This is a genomic window from Rathayibacter sp. AY2B7 (assembly GCF_002931635.1).
Lineage (GTDB): Bacteria > Actinomycetota > Actinomycetes > Actinomycetales > Microbacteriaceae > Rathayibacter.
This window is the reverse complement of record NZ_PSUC01000001.1, coordinates 47,329-67,504: the sequence shown is the minus strand read 5'-3', so window position 1 is coordinate 67,504 and position 20,176 is coordinate 47,329. Positions and strand designations below refer to the sequence as shown.

The window sequence follows — 20,176 nt, the reverse complement described above, 5'->3', positions numbered from 1 at the left end:
CGGGGGAGAGGGTCAGAGCTCGTAGTCGACGACCACGGGGGAGTGGTCGGACCAGCGGGTGTCGTAGGAGGCGGCGCGGTCGACCTCGTAGCTGCGGGCGAGGTCGGCGAGCGCGGGCGTGGCGAGCTGGTAGTCGAGGCGCCAGCCGGTGTCGGTGTCGAAGGCCTGGCCGCGCTGCGACCACCACGTGTACGGTCCGGGCACCTCGCCCGCGAACCGGCGGCCGAGGTCGACCCAGCCCAGTCCGGCACCGGCGTTGTAGTCCGGGTCGCCCTCGGCGCCGACGAAGCGGTCGACGTAGGCGCGCTCCTCCGGGAGGAAGCCGGCCTTCTTGACGTTGCCCTTCCAGTTCTTGATGTCGATCGTGCGGTGGCCGACGTTGAGGTCGCCCATCACCACGGCGAGCTCGCTGTGCGCCCGGATCTCGGGCAGGCGCGCCTCCATCGCGTCGAGGAAGCGGTACTTCTCGACCTGCTTGGGAGTGCCGACCTCGCCGGAGTGGACGTAGGTGGAGACGACGGTGAGCGAGCGGCCGCCGACCTCGTAGTCGGCCTCGAGCCAGCGTCCGGCCGAGTCGAAGTCGTCGGCGCCGAAGGTCACGCGGTGGATCGTGGCGCGCTTCCGCGAGGCGAGAGCGACTCCGGCGCGCCCCTTGGCGGTCGCCTCGTCGTGCAGCACGTCCCACTCGTCCCCGAGGAGCCCCGTGAGGTCGTCCGTGGAGGCGCGGACCTCCTGCAGGGCCAGGACGTCGACGTCGCGAGCGGCGAGCCAGTCGCCCATCCCCTTGCGGTAGGCGGCGCGGACGCCGTTCACGTTGACGGAGGCGATGCGGAGGGTGCTGCGAGTCACCGGAGCAGTCTATTCGGAGCCGCGGAGCGGGCCGCCCGGCCGCGCTCGCACCCCGGAACGCGGAAGCCGGCGGCCGCCTCGCGCGACTCCCTCGGAGAGGGGGAGGAGCGCGGAGGCGACCGCCGGCGGGACCGCTCAGGACGGTCGGTCGGAGGGGATCAGGCGGGGACGGCCTGCGCGGTGGCGGGCTCGGGCACCTCGGCGACCACCGGGGCGCGCTTGATGCTCTTCGCGATGATCACGCAGACGGCCGTGACGACCATGCCCACCAGGATGGCGACCAGGTAGAGGATCGGCTGCCCGACGAGACCGGTGACCCAGACGCCGCCGTGCGGGGCGCGGAGGGTGGAGCCGAAGAGCGCGACGAGCGCACCCGTGACGGCCGAGCCGACCATGGCGGACGGGATCACGCGCAGCGGGTCGACCGCGGCGAAGGGGATGGCCCCCTCCGAGATGAAGGACGCGCCCAGCAGGTAGGCGGCCTTGCCGTTCTGGCGCTCGGCGTCGGTGAACAGGCGCTTGCGGAGCGTCGTGGCCAGGGCCAGACCCAGCGGCGGGGTCATGCCGGCGGCCATGACGATCGCCATCACCTTGAACTGCACGGAGTTCGGGTCGCCGTCGGCGGGGACGGAGGCGAGGCCGGTGGTCGCGAAGGCGTAGGCCACCTTGTTGACCGGGCCGCCCATGTCGAACGCCATCATGAGGCCGAGGATGATCCCCAGGATGATCAGGTTGCCGCCCGAGAGGCCCGAGAGCCAGGACGACAGGCCCTCGCTCAGTGCGCGGAGCGGCGCTCCGAGCACCACGAACATCAGGAAGCCGGTGATGAAGGTGGCGATCAAGGGGATGATCACGACGGGCATCAGCGACTTGAACGCCGCGGGGAGCTTGATCCGCGAGATGTAGAGGGCCGCGTAGCCGGCGATGAAGCCGGAGGCGAGGCCGCCCAGGAAGCCCGCGCCGACGGTGACCGCGACCGCGCCGCCGAGGAAGCCCGGCGCGATGCCGGGACGGTCGGCGATGCCGAAGGCGATGAAGCCCGAGAGCACCGGCACCAGGAAGGCGAAGGTCGCGCTTCCGATGAGGAACATCACTCCGGCCCAGTCGGTGATGTTCGCGACGTTGAAGCCGTCGTCGATGATCTGCTGGGCCGTGAAGTCGACGATCCGGTAGCCGCCGAACAGGAACGACAGGGCGATCAGCAGACCGCCCGCCGCGACGAACGGGATCATGTAGGAGACGCCGGTCATCAGGTTCTGGCGGATGCGTGTTCCGACGCCGACCTTCTTCGGCGCGGCGGGGGCCGCGGCCGGAGTCGAGCGGGCGGGGGCGGACGCGGCGGAGCCGGAGCCGCGGAGGGCCAGAGCGCGGTCGAGGACCTCGTCCGGCTTGGAGAGGGCCTCGGCGACGCCCACCTGGAGGATCGGCTTGCCGGCGAAGCGGTCCTTGCCGCGGACCTCGAGGTCGGCGGCGAGGATGACGACGTCCGCGGCGGCGATGTCGGCCGCGGTCATCTCGTCCGAGCCGGCCGCGCCCTGGGTCTCGACGTGGATCGGGTAGCCGCGCTTCTTCGCGGCCTGCTCGAGCGCCTCCGCGGCCATGTAGGTGTGGGCGATGCCCGCGATGCAGCTGGTCACGGCGACGAAGCGCGGGCCGGAGGCGGGGCTCGCGGCGGGCGCGTCCTGCACCTTCGCGACGGCGCGGTCGATGACGTCCGCCGCCTTCGCGAGCGCCTCCGACGTGCCCACCTCGAGGGTGGGCTTCCCGGCGAAGCGCTCCTTGCCGCGGACCTCGAGGTCGGCGGCGAGGATCACGACGTCGGCGTCGGCGATGGTCCGGTCCGACATGGGATCGGAGCCCGCGGCGCCCTGGGTCTCGACCTGGATCTCGTACCCCTTCTTCTTCGCGGCCTGCTCGAGGGCCTCGGCCGCCATGTAGGTGTGCGCGATGCCGGCGATGCAGCTCGTGACGGCGACGATCCTCATGAGACGACGACCTCTCGGGCGATGATGTCCGCGACCTCCTGGCCGCTGGCGGCGGCGCGGAGGGAACCGGTGAAGGACTCGTGGATCAGCTTGCGGGCGAGCTGGGCGAGGATCTTGAGGTGCGCCTGGTCGGCGCCGTCCGGAGCCGCGATCAGGAAGATCAGGTCGGCCGGGCCGTCGGGGGCGCCGAAGTCGACGCCCTGCTTCGCGATGCCGACCGCCACGCTGGGCGAGACGACGTGGGAGGAGCGGGCGTGGGGGATCCCGATGCCGCCGGGCATGCCGGTCGCCATCTGCGACTCGCGGTCGCGGACGTCGGCGAGGAAGCCGTCGAGGTCGGTGACGCGGCCGGCGTCGGCGAGCGTCTTCGCGAGCTGCGCGGTGGCCTCGTCCTTCGTGGCGGCGGTGAGGTCGACGATGACCGTCGACGCCTCGGTGAGAGCAGTCATGCGCTCAGTTCTCCAATCGGGAGGGTGGGGTCGGGGTTCTCGACGACGGAGACGTCGTCGAGGCGGAGGGAGTCGGGACCCGGGGCTTCGCTGCCCGGGAGCTGGACGGCGGCGGTACCCCACGCGACTGCTGTCGCGAGGCGCTCCGCCTCCGTGGCGTCGACGGCCGAGAGGTAGCCGGCGAGCGTGCTGTCGCCGGCGCCGACGGTGCTGAGGGGCACGACGGCGGGGGCGCCCGCCCACCACGACGCGTGCGCCGTGACGAGGAGGGCGCCGTGCTCTCCGAGGCTGACGAGCGCTCGCGCGTCGGGCAGCTGCAGGAGTTCACGGGCTCCGGCGACGACGTCTCCGACCGTCGTCAGGGAGCGGCCGAGGAGCTCCTCGAGCTCCTCGAGGTTGGGCTTCACCAGGGTGGCAGTGCCGGCCGCGATGATCGCGGTCAGGGGGGCTCCCGAGGTGTCGACGGCGAGGGGGACGCCGAAGTGCAGCGCGAGGCGGCCGAGGGCGGGGTAGAAGTCCGCTCCCAGTCCCGGGGGGACGCTGCCGCAGGCGACGAGCCAGCGGGGCGAGGCCGAGACGTGCTCGCCGATCAGCTCGGAGAGGGCGTGGGCCTCCTCCTCCGTGACGGCGGGGCCGGGCTCGTTGATCTTGGTGGTGCGGCCCGTCCGGTCGTCGACCACGGTGATGTTGGTGCGGATCGGGTGGGCGATCGCCGCACTGGCCGAGCGGACTCCGGCGGCCCGGAGCATCGTGGACAGGTCGAGGCCGGTGGAGGCGTCGGCCGGGTAGACCGCGGTCGCCTCGACGCCGTTGCGCGCGAGGGCACGGGCGACGTTGACGCCCTTGCCGGCCGGGTCGCGCCGCACGTCGTGCGCGCGGTTGACCTCGCCGACGGCGAAGCCGCTCGTGGAGAGGGTGACGTCGATGCTCGGGTTGGCGGTGACGGTGACGATCATGCGCGGACGACCTCCGGGCCGGCCGACTCGATGTCGTCGGCGAGCTCGTCGTCGACATCGGCGTCGGTGATGACGGTGTCGACCGCGGACAGCGGAGCGACGTGCCCGAAGTCCTGCCGGCCGAACTTCGAGTGGTCGGCGAGGACCACGACCCGGCGCGCGGAGGCGATGATCGCGGACTTGACGACGGCCTCGTCGAGATCGGGGGTGGTGAGCCCGCGCTCGAGGCTGAGGCCGTTCGTGCCGATGAAGGCGACGTCCACCGAGACCGTGGAGAGGGCCTGGGCGGCCCACGGCCCGACGGCGGCCTGCGTGACTCCGCGCAGGTGCCCGCCGATGAGGTGGAGGTCGATGTTGGGCCGGCCGACGAGCGCCATCGCGACGGGGAGGGAGTGGGTGACGACCGTCAGCCGGCGGTCCAGGGGGAGCAGCTCCGCCAGCCGCACCGTGGTGGTGCCGGCGTCGATGGCGATCGAGCCGCCGTCGGGCACCTCGGCGAGGGCCGCGGTGGCGATGCGGTCCTTCTCGCCGGCGAGGTGTCCCTCGCGGGCGGCGACCTCGGGCTCGATGCCCAGGCGCTCGACGGGGATGGCGCCGCCGTGCGCGCGGCGCAGCAGGCCCCGCTTCTCGAGGCTGGTGAGATCGCGGCGGATCGTCTCCGGGGTCACGGCGAGGGAGAGGGCGAGGTCGCGGACCTCGACGCGCCCGTCGGTGCGGGCACGGTCCAGGATCGCCTGGTGCCGCTCCGGTGCGTACATGTGGACTCCGTCGTCTCGCCGTGGGTGGTGCGCCGGATCCGCGGTGTTGTTGCCGACCTCGGATCTGCGTTTACCTCTTTTTAGACCCGTTCGGGAGGGAAGTCAACAGAAACGGACAGACTCGGCAGGGGGAATCGGGCGCGACGACGCAGGGCCGGGCGGGAAGAGGTCCGCCGGGTCAGGCGGCGAGCTGCTCGAGCTCCTCCTCGAGCTGCGCGAGCTGGCGCTCCAGACGCCGTCGTTTCAAGAGGGACGCCTCGGGCAGCGCGGCACGAAGCCGCTCGCGCTCGGCCTCGGCGAGGGTGCGGCGGGCGGTGCGCAGCTGCTCCTCCCGCTCCTTCTCGCGCTCCTCCGGCGTGAGCTTGCGCGCCGAGATCCCGGCGTCGCTCATCCCGACGGAGATCCACGACGCGGCGATCAGGATCACCTGGCAGACGAGGTTGAACCAGATCAGCAGACCGATGAGGACCGCGAACGAGGCGAGCAGCGGATTGCGGGAGGCGCCGCCCAGCAGCTGCGTCCCGAGGACCTTGAGCGCGCCGAGAGCGATCCCGCCGAGCAGCGACCCCGCCCAGAGGTTCTTCCAGGGGATCGAGATGCCCGAGAGGATGCGGAAGGAGCCGGCGAGCGTGCCCGTGTCCAGGGCGAGCATGATCAGCAGGCCGACCGCGCTGCCGGCGAGACGGGCCGGCATCGACTCGCTGCCGATCCCGAGGAAGCCGAACGCCACGTCCACCAGCGAGGTCGAGAACACGGAGAGACCCGCCGAGACCAGCAGCACCGCCCCGAAGACCAGGGCGAGCCCCGCGTCCTTGAGCTTGAGCAGGACGAAGAGGGTCGTGGGCCCGGGGAGCGAGAAGAGCAGCCGGACCGCCTGGCGCAGGCTCCCCAGGAAGTTCAGCGCCGTCCAGAGCAGGCCGGCGGCCGCGATCGCACCCGTCCAGCCGAGGATCGACGAGTCGAGCAGGTCGTCGACCGACACGAGGGCGTTCTTCCCGCCGATCAGGCCGGGGACGGAGCGGGTCACCAGGTCGAGGAGGGAGTCGCGCAGCACCGAGTCGTCGCGCACCCAGAAGCCGAAGACGGCGAAGAAGACGAAGAGCGCCGCGAAGACCGCGAACAGGGCCTGGAAGGCGAGTCCGGAGGCGAAGAGGGGCCCGCCGGTCTCGGAGTAGTGCAGCATCACCCGCACCGGCCGCGTCCGCATGACCCGCTCGAACAGGCCCGGGATCCCGCGGGGAGTGTCGGCCGCCTCGGTCATTCCTCCAGCGTACTGAGGCCTCGCGGCGCTCCCGTGCACGCGCCCGCCTGCATGCAGGAACGCGTCCGGCCCGCCGGATCCGAGGATCCCGGCGGGCCGGACGCGTTCGCGAGGGGGAGGATCAGGCGCGGCCGCGGATGACGGCCTGCTTCACCTCGGCGATCGCCTGCGTGATCTGGATGCCGCGCGGGCACGCCTCCGTGCAGTTGAAGGTCGTGCGGCAGCGCCACACGCCCTCCTTGTCGTTGAGGATGTCCAGGCGTGCTCCACCGGCGTCGTCGCGCGAGTCGAAGATGAAGCGGTGGGCGTTCACGATCGCCGCGGGGCCGAAGTACTGCCCGTCGGTCCAGAACACGGGGCAGGACGACGTGCACGCGGCGCAGAGGATGCACTTCGTGGTGTCGTCGAAGCGGGCGCGGTCGGCGACCGACTGCACGCGCTCCTTGCCCTTGGGCGCCGGGGTGTTGGCGACCAGGAACGGCTGCACCTCGCGGTAGGAGGCGAAGAACGGCTCCATGTCGACGACGAGGTCCTTCTCGAGGGGCAGGCCCTTGATCGCCTCGATGTAGATCGGCTGCGAGATGTCGAGATCCTTGATCAGCGTCTTGCAGGCCAGGCGGTTGCGGCCGTTGATCCGCATCGCGTCGGATCCGCAGATGCCGTGCGCGCACGAGCGGCGGAAGGTCAGCGATCCGTCCTGGTCCCACTTGATGCGGTGCAGGGCGTCGAGGACGCGGTCGGTCGAGTACATCTCGACGTCGAAGTCCTGCCAGCGCGGCTCGGCGTCCACCTCGGGGTCGAAGCGGCGGATGATGAACGTGACGGTGAACGCCTCCGGGGCCGCGGGGGCGGCGGGCGGCTGCTCGAGGGTAGCGGTCGACATGGCTAGTACTTCCTCTCCATCGGCTGGTACCGGGTGATCACGACGGGCTTCCAGTCGAGCCGGATGTGGTCACCGGCGTCGGAGGAGTGGGCGTCACCGGAGAGGTACGCCATCGTGTGCTGCATGTAGTTCTCGTCGTCGCGCTTCGGGAAGTCATCGCGCATGTGGCCGCCGCGGCTCTCCTTGCGGTTGCGCGCCGAGTAGACGACGACTTCGGCGAGGTCGAGCAGGAAGCCCAGCTCGACGGCCTCGAGGAGGTCGGTGTTGAAGCGCTTGCCCTTGTCCTGCACCGAGATGTTGCGGAACCGGTCGCGCAGGCGCTGGATGGTCCCGGTGACGGCCTCGAGGGACTCGTCGGTGCGGAACACCTGGGCGTTCTTGTCCATCTCGTCCTGCAGCTCCTTGCGGATCGAGGCGATCCGCTCGGTGCCGGTCGCGGAGCGGAGCGAGGCGAGCATCTCGCGGATCGCGCCGGCCGGGTCGGCGGGCAGGGGGGTGAAGTCGACCGTCTGGGCGTAGTCCGCGGCGTTGTTGCCGCTGCGCTTGCCGAAGACGTTGATGTCGAGGAGGGAGTTGGTGCCGAGGCGGTTGGAGCCGTGCACCGAGACGCACGCGCACTCGCCGGCGGCGTAGAGGCCCGGGACGACGGTCGTGTTGTCCGAGAGCACCTCGGCCTTGACGTTGGTCGGGATGCCGCCCATCGCGTAGTGCGCGGTCGGCATGACGGGGACCGGCTCGACGACGGGGTCGACGCCCAGGTAGGTGCGGGCGAACTCGGTGATGTCGGGGAGCTTGGTCTCGAGGACCTCGGCGCCCAGGTGGGTGCAGTCCAGCAGCACGTAGTCCTTGTGCGGTCCGGCGCCGCGGCCCTCCGCCACCTCCTGGACCATGCAGCGGGCGACGATGTCGCGCGGCGCGAGGTCCTTGATGGTGGGGGCGTAGCGCTCCATGAAGCGCTCGCCCGAGGCGTTGCGGAGGATCGCACCCTCTCCTCGCGCTCCCTCGGTGAGGAGGATGCCGAGGCCGGCGAGGCCGGTCGGGTGGAACTGGAAGAACTCCATGTCCTCCAGGGGGAGGCCCTTGCGCCAGATGATGCCGACGCCGTCGCCGGTGAGGGTGTGCGCGTTGGAGGTGGTCTTGTAGATCTTGCCGAAGCCGCCGGTCGCGAAGATGATCGCCTTCGCCTGGAAGACGTGCAGCTCGCCCGTGGCCAGCTCGTAGGCGACGACGCCGGAGGGCTTGGCCACTCCGTCGACCTCGGTCATCACCAGGTCGAGGACGTAGAACTCGTTGTAGAAGTTGATGCCGAGCCGGACGCAGTTCTGGAACAGCGTCTGCAGGATCATGTGGCCGGTGCGGTCGGCCGCGTAGCAGGCCCGGCGGACGGGCGCCTTGCCGTGGTCGCGGGTGTGGCCGCCGAAGCGGCGCTGGTCGATCTTGCCCTCCTCGGTGCGGTTGAAGGGCAGGCCCATGTTCTCGAGGTCGATGACCGCGTCGATGGCCTCCTTCGCGAGGATCTCGGCCGCGTCCTGGTCGACGAGGTAGTCGCCGCCCTTGACGGTGTCGAAGGTGTGCCACTCCCAGCTGTCCTCCTCGACGTTCGCGAGGGCGGCGGCCATGCCGCCCTGCGCCGCTCCGGTGTGGGAGCGGGTCGGGTACAGCTTCGAGATCACGGCCGTCTTCGCCTTGGGGCCGGCCTCGATGGCCGCGCGCATCCCGGCACCGCCGGCGCCGACGATGACGACGTCGAACTGGTGGTAGTGGACGCCGTCGGGTCCGACGGTCTGCGCGAAGGCGCTCTGGTCGGCGCCGGTGTGGGAGTGGCCTGGTGTGCTCACGGGGTGGGTGCTCCGTCGTACGGGGATGGGAGGGGGAGGTGCCGGGACACGGTGCCGCGGACCGGGAGGGGCGCGGGCCCCTCTCCGATCCGCGGCACCGTGGTCACGCTGCGCAGAAGGAGGGCAGCAGGTCCGCGGCGGTGCCGGCGGGGCACGGGTCGAACGCGAAGACGACCCAGGTGCCGAGCGCGATCAGCGCGACGACGGCGACGAGGATGCCGCCCTTGAAGGCCTTGGCCAGCAGAGGCGAGGTCGCGTAGTCGTTGACCAGCGTGCGCATGCCGTTGCCGCCGTGGATCAGCGCGAGCCACAGCATGAGGACGTCCCACCACTGCCAGAACGGGTTCGCCAGCTTGCCGCCGACGAAGCCGAAGTCGATGGCCTTGATGCCGTCGCCCAGCAGCAGGTTGTAGATGAGGTGCCCGAAGATCAGGACGATCAGCACGACGCCGGAGGCGCGCATGTAGATCCAGCCCCACTTCTCCCAGTTGGTGCCGGAGGAGCGGGTCGGGGTGTGCGGGGTCCGCGGTGCGGCGACGGTGCTCAATGCGCACCCCCCTCGCTGAAGACGTTGATCAGGTGGCGCGGCGCGAAGCCGAGCATCAGCACCACCCAGAGGCCCATGACGACCCAGAAGAGGACGCGCTGATTGCGGGTCGCCCAGCTCCAGAAGTCGACCAGGATGATCCGCAGGCCGTTCAGCGCGTGGAACGCGATGGCGCCCACGAGCCCGGTCTCGCCGAGTCCCATGATCGGGTTCTTGTACGTGCCGATGACCGCGTTGTAGGCCTCGGGGCTCACGGCGATGAGAGCGGAGTCGAGGACGTGGACGAGGAGGAAGAAGAAGATGGCGACACCGGTGATCCGGTGGAGCACCCACGACCACATGCCTTCGCGACCGCGGTACAGGGTGCCGGCCGGACGCCGGATCTTCCCCTGCTTCCGGGGTGCGAGGGTTTGAGCAGCTTGAACTGACACGAACAACCCTCCCTGGTTGTGCTCCCACGGCCTGACCTGTTCCCACGTCGCGTGGACGGGGACGGGGCGGGGAGCGACGAGAAACTCGCCCCTCGATTCTAAGCGCGCTCGCAGGCGGGCGCGGCTTAGGCGAGCCTTAGCTGCGGGGCAGGGCGAGGGCGGGCGCCCCCGCGGTCGCGTAGTGCGCGAGGAGCTCGTCGGTGAGCGCGCTCCAGGTGCGGTGGAGCACGCGGCGGCGGCCCGCCTCGCCGAGCCGGGCGCGCAGTGCGGGATCGCGGACCAGGCGCTCCACCTGCCGGCGCAGGTCCGAGTCGCTCTCGGGCGCGTAGAGCAGGCCGTCCACACCGTGCTCGATGAGGTCGGTGGGGCCGCCCGCGTGCGGCGCGACCACCGCGGTGCCGGACGCCTGCGCCTCCTGGACCGTCTGGCCGAACGTCTCCTCCGTGCCGGTGTGCACGAAGACGTCGAGCGCGGCGAAGACCGCCGGCAGCCGGTCGCCGTCGAGCCGGCCGAGCATCCGCGCCGCCGGGCCGAGGGCGGCGGCGACCCGGGCGGAGGAGGGGCCGTAGCCGCCCACGACCAGTTCCGCGTGCGGGAGGGAGGCGAGTGCCGCCATCCGCTCCACCCTCTTCTCGGGGGAGAGGCGCCCGATGTAGCCGACGAGCGCCTCGTCGGCGCCGAGTCCGGCGCGGACGGCCTGCGCGTAGGGGGAGGAGCGGCGGCGCGGGTGGAAGCGGTCGCTCTGCACGCCGCGGCCCCACAGCGCGGTGCGCTCGATGCCGGCGGCGGCGAGGTCGTCGAGGGCGCTGGTGGAGGGGGCGAGGGTCAGGTCCGCCCCGGCGTGGATCTGGCGGATCACCCGCCAGGCGAGGGCGCGGGCGCCGCGGATGCCGTAGCGGGCCGCGAATCGCGCGACGTCCGTCTGGTAGATCGCGACACTCGGCACCCCGAGCCGGCCGGCCGAGGCGATGGCGCGGGCGCCGAGGAGGAAGGGCGAGGCGACGTGCACCACGTCGGGCTCGAAGTCGGCCAGCTCCCGGGTGAGGGCGAGCGTGGGGATCCCGACCGGGAAGTCGCGGTAGGCGATCGCCGGATGCTCCACGACGCGGTGGCCCGCGTAGTGGCCCGGCGCCCCCGCGGCCGGGCAGACGACGAGCGCCTCGATCCCGCGCTCCGCGAACTCGTCGAGCACCCGCAGGACGCTCGTGGTCACGCCGTTCAAGGACGGCAGGAAGCTCTCGGTGACGACCGCGACTCTCACGCCCCGGACGCTACGGCGGCGGGATGAACGGCGGCGCGCGCCCGGGTGAACGGACGGTCGCGCTCGGGCTCCCTTGTATCCTGCGGACATGACATCACCTGAGACCGATGGCCGCGCCCCGCTCGACCGCTTCTACAGCGTGATCCCCGCCGGCGGGATCGGCTCGAGGCTGTGGCCGCTCTCCCGGGCCGACGCCCCGAAGTTCCTGCACGATCTGACGGGGTCGGGACAGACCCTCCTCCGCGACACCTGGGACCGCCTCGCGCCCATCTCGGGCGCCGACCGGATCATGGTCGTGACCGGGCGCGCGCACCGCGCCGCCGTCGAGGAGCAGCTCGAGAGCCTCGAGGACCTCAACGTCGTCCTCGAGAGCGAGCCGCGCGACTCGTCCGCCGCGATCGGCCTGGCCGCCGCCATCCTCGAGCGCCGCCAGCCGGGCGTGATCATCGGCTCGTTCGCCGCCGACCACGTCATCAGCGGTCAGCAGCTGTTCCACGACGCGGTCGCCGAGGCCGTCGTCGCGGCGGACGCGGGCTACATCGCGACCATCGGCATCACGCCGACCGAGCCTGCCGTGGGCTTCGGCTACATCCGCACGGGGAAGCACCTCGGGATCGACGGGGCGACCCACACGCTCGCCGTCGACTCCTTCGTCGAGAAGCCCGACGCCGACACCGCGCGCGCCTACCTCTCCAGCGGTCAGTACCTCTGGAACGCGGGCATGTTCATCGCCCGCGCCGACCGCCTCCTCGAGGAGCTCGGCCGCGCGAAGCCGAAGCTGCTCGCCGGACTGCTCGAGCTCGCCGCCGCGTGGGACACCCCGGAGCGCGGCGCGGTCGTCGACCGCATCTGGCCGGGCCTGGAGAAGATCGCGATCGACTACTCCGTCGCCGAGCCGGCCGCGGCCGCGGGCAAGCTGGCCGTCGTGCCGGGCCACTTCTCCTGGGACGACGTGGGCGACTTCGCCTCGATCGCGAAGCTGCACTCGAGCGGGCTCCGCTCGGACCTCGCCATCCTCGGCGAGGACGCCCGCGTGCTGGCCGACTCCGCGACGGGCATCGTCGTCAGCGGCGGCAACCGCACCATCGCCCTCATCGGAGTGAAGGACATCGTCGTCGTGGACACCCCCGACGCGCTCCTGGTGACCACGACCGAGAACGCCCAGAAGGTCAAGGGCGTCGTCGACGCCCTGCGCCTCTCCGGCCGCACCGACGTCCTCTAGCACTCCGTCCCACCCGTCGAAGCGCGGCCCTCCCCTCGGAGGCGCCGCGCTTCGCCGTTCCGCCCCTCGCCTCATGCGCGTGCGGCGGTCCCGATACGCCGTACGCGCGGCCACTCGACCACCCTCGATGACGGCCTCGGCAGTCCCGCTCGGTGCTTGAGGGCGGGTCTCCGCTCGCGCGGCCACTCGACCACCGTGGAGGAGCACCACGTCGTGCACGACCGCGCGCAGCGCGGAGCTCCCCCGAGCACTCTCGACGTCCGGCAGCAGGGGAGAGGGCCGCGAGCCGGAATCGCGTGCCAGCGATTCAGGCCAGCCCGACGCGACCCGCTCTGCGGAACGCACCCGTCGCGAAGCCGACCGCGCCGAGCCGCTCCGCGGCTCGTATTCGAGCACAGCCGCCCGCACCCCGCGACACGCTCCGCGTGTCGCGAAGATCAACACTGTGTAACTCTTCCTGACCACCACCGTCCGGGCGGCTGAGCGGCTTGTCACATTGGGTAACGTGTGGGAATCGACGCCCTGCTGCGCTCGTCGCGCGGGGCCGCATTCCTGGAGGACGACATCTTGACTATCACCTCGCGTAAGGCCGCGTTCGGCGGTCTCGCCGCCCTCGGCGTCACCGCGCTTCTCGCCGGTTGCGCCTCCGCCCCCGAGGAGAGCGGCTCCAGCGCCGCCGCCGGTGGCGACTTCCTGCCCTGCATGGTCTCCGACGCGGGCGGGTTCGACGACAAGTCGTTCAACGAGCTCGGCTACAACGGCCTCGTGAAGGCCTCGGAGGACCTCGGCGTCACGCCGAAGACCGTCACCTCGGAGTCCGAGACGGACTACGCCCCGAACCTGACCAGCCTCGTCGACCAGGGCTGCAACCTGATCATCACCGTCGGCTTCGCGCTGGCCGAGGCCACGTCGGCCGCGGCCGAGGCGAACACGGACATCGACTTCGCGATCATCGACGACGCGTCGATCGACCTGCCGAACGTCAAGCCGATCACCTTCGACACCTCGCAGGCGGCGTTCCTCGCCGGCTACACGGCTGCGTCGTACTCCAAGACCGGCGTCGTCGGCACCTACGGCGGCCAGCAGTTCCCGACCGTCACGATCTTCATGGACGGCTACGCCGACGGCGTGAAGTACTACAACGAGCAGAAGGGGAAGGACGTCAAGGTCGTCGGCTGGGACGTCGACGCGCAGACCGGCTCCTTCACCGGTGGCTTCGCGGCGGGCGTCGAGGCCAAGTCGGCCGCGCAGTCGCTGATCGACCAGAACGCGGACGTCATCCTCCCCGTCGGCGGTCCGATCTTCCAGTCGGCGATCGAGGCGATCCGCGATTCCGGCAAGGACATCGCGATGGTCGGCGTGGACGCGGACCTGTACGAGACCTACCCCGACGGCGCCGACCTGTACCTGACCTCGATCCTCAAGGGGATCGAGGCCGGCACGACCGACGTCACCAGCTCCGCCGGAGCCGACGACTTCGACCCCACTCCCTTCGTGGGCACCCTCGAGAACGACGGAGTCGGCATCGCGCCGTTCCACGACTTCGAGTCGAAGGTCTCGGGCGACCTGCAGGGCGAGCTCGACACCATCAAGGCGGGCATCATCGACGGCTCCATCACCGTCACCTCCCCGTCCGCTCCCGCGGCGTCCTAGCCGTCTCCTCGAAGAGGCCGGCGGGCCCGAGCACACCTCGGGCCCGCCGGCCTCTTCGTCGGTCCGGCGGGCGGATCGGCTCCGCTGCGTCCCTCGATCCCGGCTGACGGCGCATCGTGGCGCGAACCGAAAGTTAGATTGGTCCCATGAAGCTCGAACTGCGTGGCATCACGAAGCGCTTCGGCGCGCTCGTGGCCAACGACCACATCGATCTCACCGTCGAACCCGGTGAGATCCACTGCCTCCTCGGCGAGAACGGCGCGGGCAAGTCGACGCTCATGAACGTGCTCTACGGCCTGTACCAGGCCGAGGAGGGGGAGATCCTGCTGGACGACGCGGTCCAGCACTTCTCCGGTCCGGGTGACGCCATGAAAGCGGGCATCGGGATGGTCCACCAGCACTTCATGCTCGTCCCCGTGTTCACCGTCGCCGAGAACGTCATGCTGGGCCACGAGGAGACGAAGGCCGGCGGGCGCCTGGACCTCGCCGCCGCGCGCGCCCGGGTGCGCGAGATCTCGGACCGCTTCGGCTTCGACGTGGATCCCGACGCCCTGGTCGAGGACCTCCCCGTCGGCGTGCAGCAGCGGGTCGAGATCATCAAGGCGCTCTCGCGCGACGCCCGGGTGCTCGTGTTCGACGAGCCGACCGCGGTGCTGACCCCGCAGGAGACCGACGAGCTGATCGCGATCATGCGCCAGCTGCGCGCGGCCGGGACCGCCATCGTCTTCATCACGCACAAACTCCGCGAGGTGCGCGAGGTCGGAGACCGCATCACGGTCATCCGCCTCGGCAGAGTCGTGGGGGAGGCGTCGCCGACGGCGAGCAACGCCGAGCTCGCCTCGCTGATGGTGGGCCGCGCCGTCGAGCTGACGGTGCAGAAGGAGCAGGCGGTGCCGGGCGACGAGGCCCTCGTCGTCTCGAACCTCACCGTGCGCGACGCCAACGGCCAGGCCGTCGTCGACGACGTCTCCTTCGAGGTCCGCCGCGGCGAGATCCTCGCGATCGCGGGCGTGCAGGGCAACGGCCAGACGGAGCTCACCGAGGCGATCATGGGCCTGCAGGAGCGGGTCGAGGGCTCGGTGACCCTGGACGGGCGCCGCCTCGACGGGCTGTCCGTGCGCCGCGTCCTCGAGTCGGGGGTCGGCTTCGTCCCCGAGGACCGCACCGAGGACGGTCTGGTCGCCGAGTTCACGATCGCCGAGAACCTCATGCTCGACCGCAGCGACCGCGGTCCGTTCGTGAAGGGACTGGGCCTGCGGCTCAAGGAGCTCGAGCGCTTCGCCGAGGAGCGGGTGCGCGAGTTCGACGTGCGCGCCCAGGGGATCGGCACCCACGTCGGCCGCCTCTCCGGAGGCAACCAGCAGAAGGTGGTGCTCGCGCGCGAGCTCAGCCGGGAGCTGCGGCTGTTCATCGCGGCGCAGCCCACCCGCGGCATCGACGTCGGCTCCATCGAGTTCGTCCACAAGCGCATCGTCGAGACGCGCGACACCGGGGTCCCCGTGATCGTGGTGTCGACGGAGCTCGACGAGGTCGCGGCGCTCGCCGACCGCATCGCGGTCATGTACAAGGGCGGGATCATCGGCATCGTCCCCGCCGACACGCCCCGCGAGGTCCTGGGGCTCATGATGGCCGGGCAGACGCCCGCCGAGAAGGGAGCGGCGGCGTGAGCGACGCGCAACTGCCCGCGGTCGATCCCGACGCGGAGACCGAGAAGGCGTCCGGGCTCGAGCCCGGCCAGAAGCCGGATCAGGAGGTGCGCCCCGGCCCGCTCGAGAGCGGCGCCTCCCGCGTCCTGCGCGAGATCCTCTCCGGCACCGCGCTGATGTCGGTGCTCGCCGTGCTGCTCTCCCTCATCGCGGGCGGCGTGCTGATCGCCGCGACCGACAAGGACGTCCAGGCGGCGTCGGGCTACTTCTTCGCCCGGCCGCTCGACACCCTGCAGGCGATCTGGCAGTCCGTCTCCGGTGCCTACTCCTCGCTCTTCCAGGGCTCGGTCTACAACTTCCGCCGCGAGGGCTTCGCCAACGGCATCAAGCCGCTGACGGACACCCTGGCCTTCGCGACCCCGCTGATCGCCGGCGGCCTCGGAGTGGCGCTGGCCTTCCGCGTCGGCCTGTTCAACATCGGCGGCCGCGGCCAGATGCTGATCGCCGCCGCCTGCGCGGGCTGGGTCGGCTTCTCCTTCGACCTCCCGTGGGGCGTGCACCTGATCGTCGCGCTCGCCGCCGGCATCCTGGGCGGCGCGCTCTGGGGCGGACTCGTGGGACTGCTCAAGGCCCGCACCGGCGCGCACGAGGTGATCCTCACGATCATGCTCAACTACGTCGCGTTCTACCTGATCTCCTACCTCCTGCGGACGCCCGGCGCGCTGCAGGCGCCCGGCTCGAACAACCCGAAGTCGCCCGGGATGAAGGAGACCGCGGTCTTCCCGGCGCTCCTCGGCCCCGGATACTCGCTCACGCTCGGCTTCGTCTTCGCGGTCCTCGCGACCGTGTTCGTCTGGTGGCTCCTGAACCGCTCGACGATCGGCTTCAAGTTCCGCGCGGTGGGGGAGAACCCGCACGCGGCCCGGGTCGCGGGCATCGACGTGAAGAACAGCTACGTGTACGCGATGCTGCTCTCCGGCGGCCTGCTCGGCCTCGCCGGCAGCGCCCAGGTGATGGGGACGGTCACGACCGGCTTCACCTCCGGGATCGACGCGGGCATCGGCTTCGACGCGATCACGGTCGCGCTGCTGGGCCGCTCCCGACCCTGGGGCGTGTTCTTCGCCGGCATCCTCTTCGGCGCCTTCAAGGCGGGCGGCTACTCGATGCAGGCCGCCGAGGGCGTGCCGATCGACGTGGTCCTCGTCGTCCAGTCGCTGATCGTCCTCTTCATCGCCGCGCCGCCACTGGTGCGCGCGATCTTCCGCCTCCCGACGCCCGGGGCCGCCCCGAAGCGCCGCAGCCGCCGCACCTCGGAGGTGTCCGCATGAGCACCGCCGTCGCCACCGCCCCCGACCGCGTCGTGATCCGCAGCTGGAAGGCGCCGATCGCGTTCGGCGTCTTCGCGCTGCTCGCCGTCGTCCTCTTCGTGGCCCTCGGCCGCGACGGGACGAGCTCGTTCCGCCTCGCCGCGGGGACCGACTTCTTCGCGCTGCCGGACATCCCGTTCCCGACGCGGGGGACGGGAGTGGTCGTCGCGATCCTCCTGGTCGCCCTGGCCGTCGCGTCGGCCGCGCTCACCCGCGCCGGCCGCCGGATCCCGCTCTGGCTCTCGGCGGTCTTCGCCCTGGTCTTCCTGATCGGGTTCCTCGTCTGGGCGTCGGCCGGTGCCGCGCTGCCCGTCTCGGGGCTGCTGCTCGGGACCGTCGGGCTCGCCACTCCGCTGATCTTCGGCTCGCTCGGCGGCGTCATCTCGGAGCGGGTCGGAGTCGTCAACGTCGCGATCGAGGGGCAGCTGCTCGCCGGCGCCTTCACCGCGGCGATGGTCGGCTCCCTCACCCGCCAGCCGGTGCTCGGCCTGCTCGCGGCGATGGTCGCGAGCGTCCTGGTGTCGTTCGTGCTGGCCGCCTTCGCGATCAAGTACCTGGTCGACCAGGTGATCGTCGGAGTCGTGCTGAACGTGCTGGTGACCGGCCTGACGAGCTTCCTCTACTCCCAGGTCCTCTCCGCCGACGCGTCGACGTTCAACTCGCCGGTGAAGTTCGACCGCCTCCCGATCCCGGTGCTCAGCCAGGTGCCGATCGTGGGCGCCGTCCTGTTCAACCAGACGGTGATCGTCTACCTGATGTACTTCGCGATCTTCGCGGTGTGGTGGGGCCTGTTCAAGACCAAGTGGGGCCTCCGCCTGCGCGCCGTCGGCGAGCACCCTCAGGCCGCGGACACCGTGGGCATCGATGTCGCCCGCACGCGCTTCTGGAACGTCTCCCTCGCCGGGGCGATCGCCGGAGTCGGCGGCGCGTACTACACGCTCGACGCGGTCGGCGCGTTCGGCAAGGAGATGACCGCGGGTGCGGGCTTCATCGCCCTGGCCGCCGTCATCTTCGGCCGCTGGGACCCGATCAAGGCGACGCTCGCGTCGCTGCTGTTCGGCTTCGCGACCAACCTGCAGAACGTGCTCGGCGTCATCGGCTCGCCCGTGCCCAGCGAGTTCATGCTGATGCTGCCGTACGTCGTGACGATCTTCGCGGTGGCCGGTCTCGTCGGCCAGTCCCGCGGACCGGCCGCCGCCGGCAAGCCGTACCTGAAGTCCTGAGAGGAGCCGTCGTGACCGACATCGACTGGGAGGCGCTGCGCGAGGCCGCACTCGAGGCCATGAGCCACGCCTACGTCCCGTACTCGAAGTTCCCCGTCGGGGTCGCCGCGCTCGTGGACGACGGCCGGACGATCTCGGGCTGCAACGTCGAGAACGCCTCCTACGGGCTCACGCTCTGCGCCGAGTGCGCGCTGGTGTCCTCTCTGCACATGACGGGCGGCGGCCGGCTCGTCGCCTTCACCTGCGTCGACGGGAAGGGCGGCGTCCTGATGCCCTGCGGGCGCTGCCGCCAGCTGCTCTTCGAGCACTCGGCCGAGGGCATGCTCCTCCAGACCGTGTCGGGCGTGAAGACGATCGACGAGGTCATCCCCGACGCCTTCGGCCCGCGCACGCTCGAGGCCTACGCCGCCTCCTAGCGCCGCCGTCACCGCCCACTCCCGAACCGAGGACTCCGCATGACCCGCACCACCCCCGTCGAGGACTTCGACGCCGTCGACATCATCCGCACCAAGCGCGACCGCGGCACGCTCTCTACCGCGCAGATCGACTGGCTGATCGACGCATACACCCGCGGCTACGTCGCCGACGAGCAGATGGCGGCCTTCGCGATGGCGGTCCTGCTGAACGGGATGGAGCGCGACGAGATCCGCGACCTCACCCTGGCGATGATCGCCAGCGGCGAGCGCATGCGCTTCGACGGACTCGGCAAGCGCACGGTCGACAAGCACTCCACGGGCGGGGTCGGCGACAAGATCACGCTGCCGCTGATGCCGCTGGTCGCCTCCTTCGGCGTGGCGGTGCCCCAGCTCTCGGGACGCGGGCTCGGCCACACGGGCGGAACGCTCGACAAGCTGGAGTCGATCCCGGGCTGGCGGGCCGACCTCGGCAACGAGGAGATGCTGGAGCAGCTGCGGACGGTCGGCGGCGTGATCTGCGCCGCGGGCTCGGGCCTGGCCCCCGCCGACAAGAAGCTCTACGCGCTCCGGGACATCACCGGGACCGTCGAGGCGATCCCGCTGATCGCGTCCTCGATCATGTCGAAGAAGATCGCCGAGGGGACCGACGCCCTGGTGCTCGACGTGAAGTTCGGCTCCGGGGCGTTCATGGTCGACATCGAGCGCTCGCGGGAGCTGGCGCGGGCGATGGTCGACCTCGGCAACGACGCGGGGGTGCGGACCACCGCGCTGCTGACCAACATGAACGTGCCGCTCGGTCTGGCCATCGGCAACGCGAACGAGGTGCGGGAGTCTGTCGAGGTGCTCGCCGGCGGCGGCCCCTCGGACGTCCGGGAGCTGACGCTGGCCCTGGCCCGCGAGATGCTGGCCCTCGCCGGGCAGCCGGACGCGGACGTCGAGCGCGCCCTCGACGGCGGAGCGGCGATGGACACCTGGCGCGCGGTCATCCGCGCTCAGGGAGGGGATCCGGAAGCGGCGCTCCCCGAGGCCCGTGAGACCCACGTCGTGGTCGCCGAGCGCGACGGCGTCCTGGTGGAGCAGCAGGCGCTGCCGTTCGGCATCGCCGCCTGGCGCCTGGGCGCCGGACGCGCCCGACAGTCCGACGCGGTGCAGCACGCGGCGGGGATCGACCTGCACGCGAAGCCGGGCGACCGCGTCCGCGCGGGCCAGCCCCTGCTCACGCTGTCGGCCGACGAGCCGGAGCGCTTCGCCCGGGCGCTCGAGGCGCTCGACGGTGCCTACCGGATCGGCGACGACGGCGACGAGGTGCTCGACGGCGGCCCCCTCGTGGCGGAGCGCGTCTCCTAGCCCCGCGCCGCCCGGCACGGAGGAGGCGCCGCCCGGCGAGCCGCTCCCGCCGACCCTCTAGGGTGGTCGGCGAACCACCGCCGA

The 20,176-nt window shown here is 71.5% G+C and carries 18 protein-coding genes; 7 read left to right on the top strand and 11 right to left on the bottom strand.

Going from position 1 to position 20,176, the window contains the following annotated elements; translation table 11 throughout:
- Positions 1 to 12 precede the first annotated feature (12 nt).
- The 11 genes from C5C27_RS00305 to C5C27_RS00250 all read right to left on the bottom strand — a co-directional run bounded on the left by C5C27_RS00305 (position 13) and on the right by C5C27_RS00250 (position 11,218).
- Positions 13 to 849 (bottom strand): exodeoxyribonuclease III, encoded by an 837-nt coding sequence (locus C5C27_RS00305; protein WP_104313124.1) that lies wholly within the window; start codon positions 847 to 849, stop codon positions 13 to 15.
- Between the two features lie 158 nt (positions 850 to 1,007).
- Positions 1,008 to 2,834, bottom strand: a complete 1,827-nt coding sequence (locus tag C5C27_RS00300; protein WP_104232839.1) for a PTS fructose-like transporter subunit IIB — start codon at positions 2,832 to 2,834, stop codon at positions 1,008 to 1,010.
- Complete coding sequence (locus C5C27_RS00290; RefSeq protein WP_097166616.1) at positions 2,831 to 3,283, bottom strand: PTS sugar transporter subunit IIA; 453 nt, start codon at positions 3,281 to 3,283, stop codon at positions 2,831 to 2,833. The genes C5C27_RS00300 and C5C27_RS00290 overlap by 4 nt, the downstream gene beginning before the upstream one ends.
- A complete protein-coding gene (locus C5C27_RS00285) occupies positions 3,280 to 4,239 on the bottom strand; it encodes a 1-phosphofructokinase family hexose kinase (RefSeq protein ID WP_104223191.1) in 960 nt (319 codons plus the stop codon). Before C5C27_RS00285 ends, C5C27_RS00290 begins: the two co-directional genes overlap by 4 nt.
- Positions 4,236 to 4,997 (bottom strand): DeoR/GlpR family DNA-binding transcription regulator, encoded by a 762-nt coding sequence (locus C5C27_RS00280; RefSeq protein ID WP_104226423.1) that lies wholly within the window; start codon positions 4,995 to 4,997, stop codon positions 4,236 to 4,238. Before C5C27_RS00280 ends, C5C27_RS00285 begins: the two co-directional genes overlap by 4 nt.
- A 178-nt stretch (positions 4,998 to 5,175) precedes the next feature.
- Positions 5,176 to 6,258 (bottom strand): YhjD/YihY/BrkB family envelope integrity protein, encoded by a 1,083-nt coding sequence (locus tag C5C27_RS00275; protein ID WP_104223189.1) that lies wholly within the window; start codon positions 6,256 to 6,258, stop codon positions 5,176 to 5,178.
- Between the two features lie 121 nt (positions 6,259 to 6,379).
- Positions 6,380 to 7,141, bottom strand: a complete 762-nt coding sequence (locus C5C27_RS00270; RefSeq protein WP_068254543.1) for a succinate dehydrogenase iron-sulfur subunit — start codon at positions 7,139 to 7,141, stop codon at positions 6,380 to 6,382.
- A gap of 2 nt (positions 7,142 to 7,143) precedes the next feature.
- Positions 7,144 to 8,880 carry a succinate dehydrogenase flavoprotein subunit gene (sdhA, locus tag C5C27_RS00265; RefSeq protein WP_104313159.1) on the bottom strand — a complete coding sequence of 579 codons (1,737 nt, stop codon included), beginning with the start codon at positions 8,878 to 8,880 and terminating at the stop codon, positions 7,144 to 7,146.
- A gap of 202 nt (positions 8,881 to 9,082) precedes the next feature.
- Complete coding sequence (locus C5C27_RS00260) at positions 9,083 to 9,526, bottom strand: succinate dehydrogenase hydrophobic membrane anchor subunit (protein WP_104223187.1); 444 nt, start codon at positions 9,524 to 9,526, stop codon at positions 9,083 to 9,085.
- A complete protein-coding gene (gene sdhC / locus C5C27_RS00255; RefSeq protein WP_374952907.1) occupies positions 9,523 to 9,957 on the bottom strand; it encodes a succinate dehydrogenase, cytochrome b556 subunit in 435 nt (144 codons plus the stop codon). The genes C5C27_RS00260 and sdhC overlap by 4 nt, the downstream gene beginning before the upstream one ends.
- A gap of 136 nt (positions 9,958 to 10,093) precedes the next feature.
- A complete protein-coding gene (locus C5C27_RS00250; protein ID WP_181133401.1) occupies positions 10,094 to 11,218 on the bottom strand; it encodes a glycosyltransferase family 1 protein in 1,125 nt (374 codons plus the stop codon).
- Between the two features lie 88 nt (positions 11,219 to 11,306).
- On the opposite strand from C5C27_RS00250, the gene C5C27_RS00245 reads away from it, so the two are divergent.
- The 7 genes from C5C27_RS00245 (at position 11,307) to C5C27_RS00215 (ending at position 20,092) form a co-directional block, all read left to right on the top strand.
- The gene (locus C5C27_RS00245) at positions 11,307 to 12,440 is read left to right on the top strand and encodes a mannose-1-phosphate guanylyltransferase (protein ID WP_104223184.1); all 1,134 of its coding nucleotides are present in this window, start codon (positions 11,307 to 11,309) and stop codon (positions 12,438 to 12,440) included.
- 567 nt (positions 12,441 to 13,007) lie between these two features.
- Positions 13,008 to 14,093 carry a BMP family protein gene (locus tag C5C27_RS00240; protein WP_104232890.1) on the top strand — a complete coding sequence of 362 codons (1,086 nt, stop codon included), beginning with the start codon at positions 13,008 to 13,010 and terminating at the stop codon, positions 14,091 to 14,093.
- A gap of 146 nt (positions 14,094 to 14,239) precedes the next feature.
- Positions 14,240 to 15,760, top strand: coding sequence for an ABC transporter ATP-binding protein (locus C5C27_RS00235; protein ID WP_104223182.1), 1,521 nt, complete (start codon positions 14,240 to 14,242; stop codon positions 15,758 to 15,760).
- Positions 15,757 to 17,067: an ABC transporter permease gene (locus tag C5C27_RS00230; RefSeq protein WP_219812488.1), complete on the top strand. Its 1,311-nt coding sequence runs from the start codon at positions 15,757 to 15,759 to the stop codon at positions 17,065 to 17,067. The genes C5C27_RS00235 and C5C27_RS00230 overlap by 4 nt, the downstream gene beginning before the upstream one ends.
- The gene (locus C5C27_RS00225) at positions 17,064 to 18,329 is read left to right on the top strand and encodes an ABC transporter permease (RefSeq protein ID WP_104232837.1); all 1,266 of its coding nucleotides are present in this window, start codon (positions 17,064 to 17,066) and stop codon (positions 18,327 to 18,329) included. The genes C5C27_RS00230 and C5C27_RS00225 overlap by 4 nt, the downstream gene beginning before the upstream one ends.
- Positions 18,330 to 18,340: 11 nt before the next feature.
- A complete protein-coding gene (locus tag C5C27_RS00220) occupies positions 18,341 to 18,745 on the top strand; it encodes a cytidine deaminase (RefSeq protein ID WP_104223180.1) in 405 nt (134 codons plus the stop codon).
- A 39-nt stretch (positions 18,746 to 18,784) separates the two neighbouring features.
- Entirely contained in the window at positions 18,785 to 20,092 is a 1,308-nt protein-coding gene (locus C5C27_RS00215; protein ID WP_104313120.1) for a thymidine phosphorylase, read from the top strand.
- Positions 20,093 to 20,176: the final 84 nt, after the last annotated feature.

Bases quoted from the DNA above. Each gene is read 5' to 3' on its own strand.
- C5C27_RS00300 (WP_104232839.1), bottom strand. From the start codon at position 2,834: ATGAGGATCGTCGCCGTCACGAGCTGCATCGCCGGCATCGCGCACACC.
- C5C27_RS00290 (WP_097166616.1), bottom strand. From the start codon at position 3,283: ATGACTGCTCTCACCGAGGCGTCGACGGTCATCGTCGACCTCACCGCC.
- C5C27_RS00285 (WP_104223191.1), bottom strand. From the start codon at position 4,239: ATGATCGTCACCGTCACCGCCAACCCGAGCATCGACGTCACCCTCTCC.
- C5C27_RS00280 (WP_104226423.1), bottom strand. From the start codon at position 4,997: ATGTACGCACCGGAGCGGCACCAGGCGATCCTGGACCGTGCCCGCACC.
- C5C27_RS00275 (WP_104223189.1), bottom strand. From the start codon at position 6,258: ATGACCGAGGCGGCCGACACTCCCCGCGGGATCCCGGGCCTGTTCGAG.
- C5C27_RS00270 (WP_068254543.1), bottom strand. From the start codon at position 7,141: ATGTCGACCGCTACCCTCGAGCAGCCGCCCGCCGCCCCCGCGGCCCCG.
- C5C27_RS00245 (WP_104223184.1), top strand. From the start codon at position 11,307: ATGACATCACCTGAGACCGATGGCCGCGCCCCGCTCGACCGCTTCTAC.
- C5C27_RS00235 (WP_104223182.1), top strand. From the start codon at position 14,240: ATGAAGCTCGAACTGCGTGGCATCACGAAGCGCTTCGGCGCGCTCGTG.
- C5C27_RS00225 (WP_104232837.1), top strand. From the start codon at position 17,064: ATGAGCACCGCCGTCGCCACCGCCCCCGACCGCGTCGTGATCCGCAGC.
- C5C27_RS00215 (WP_104313120.1), top strand. From the start codon at position 18,785: ATGACCCGCACCACCCCCGTCGAGGACTTCGACGCCGTCGACATCATC.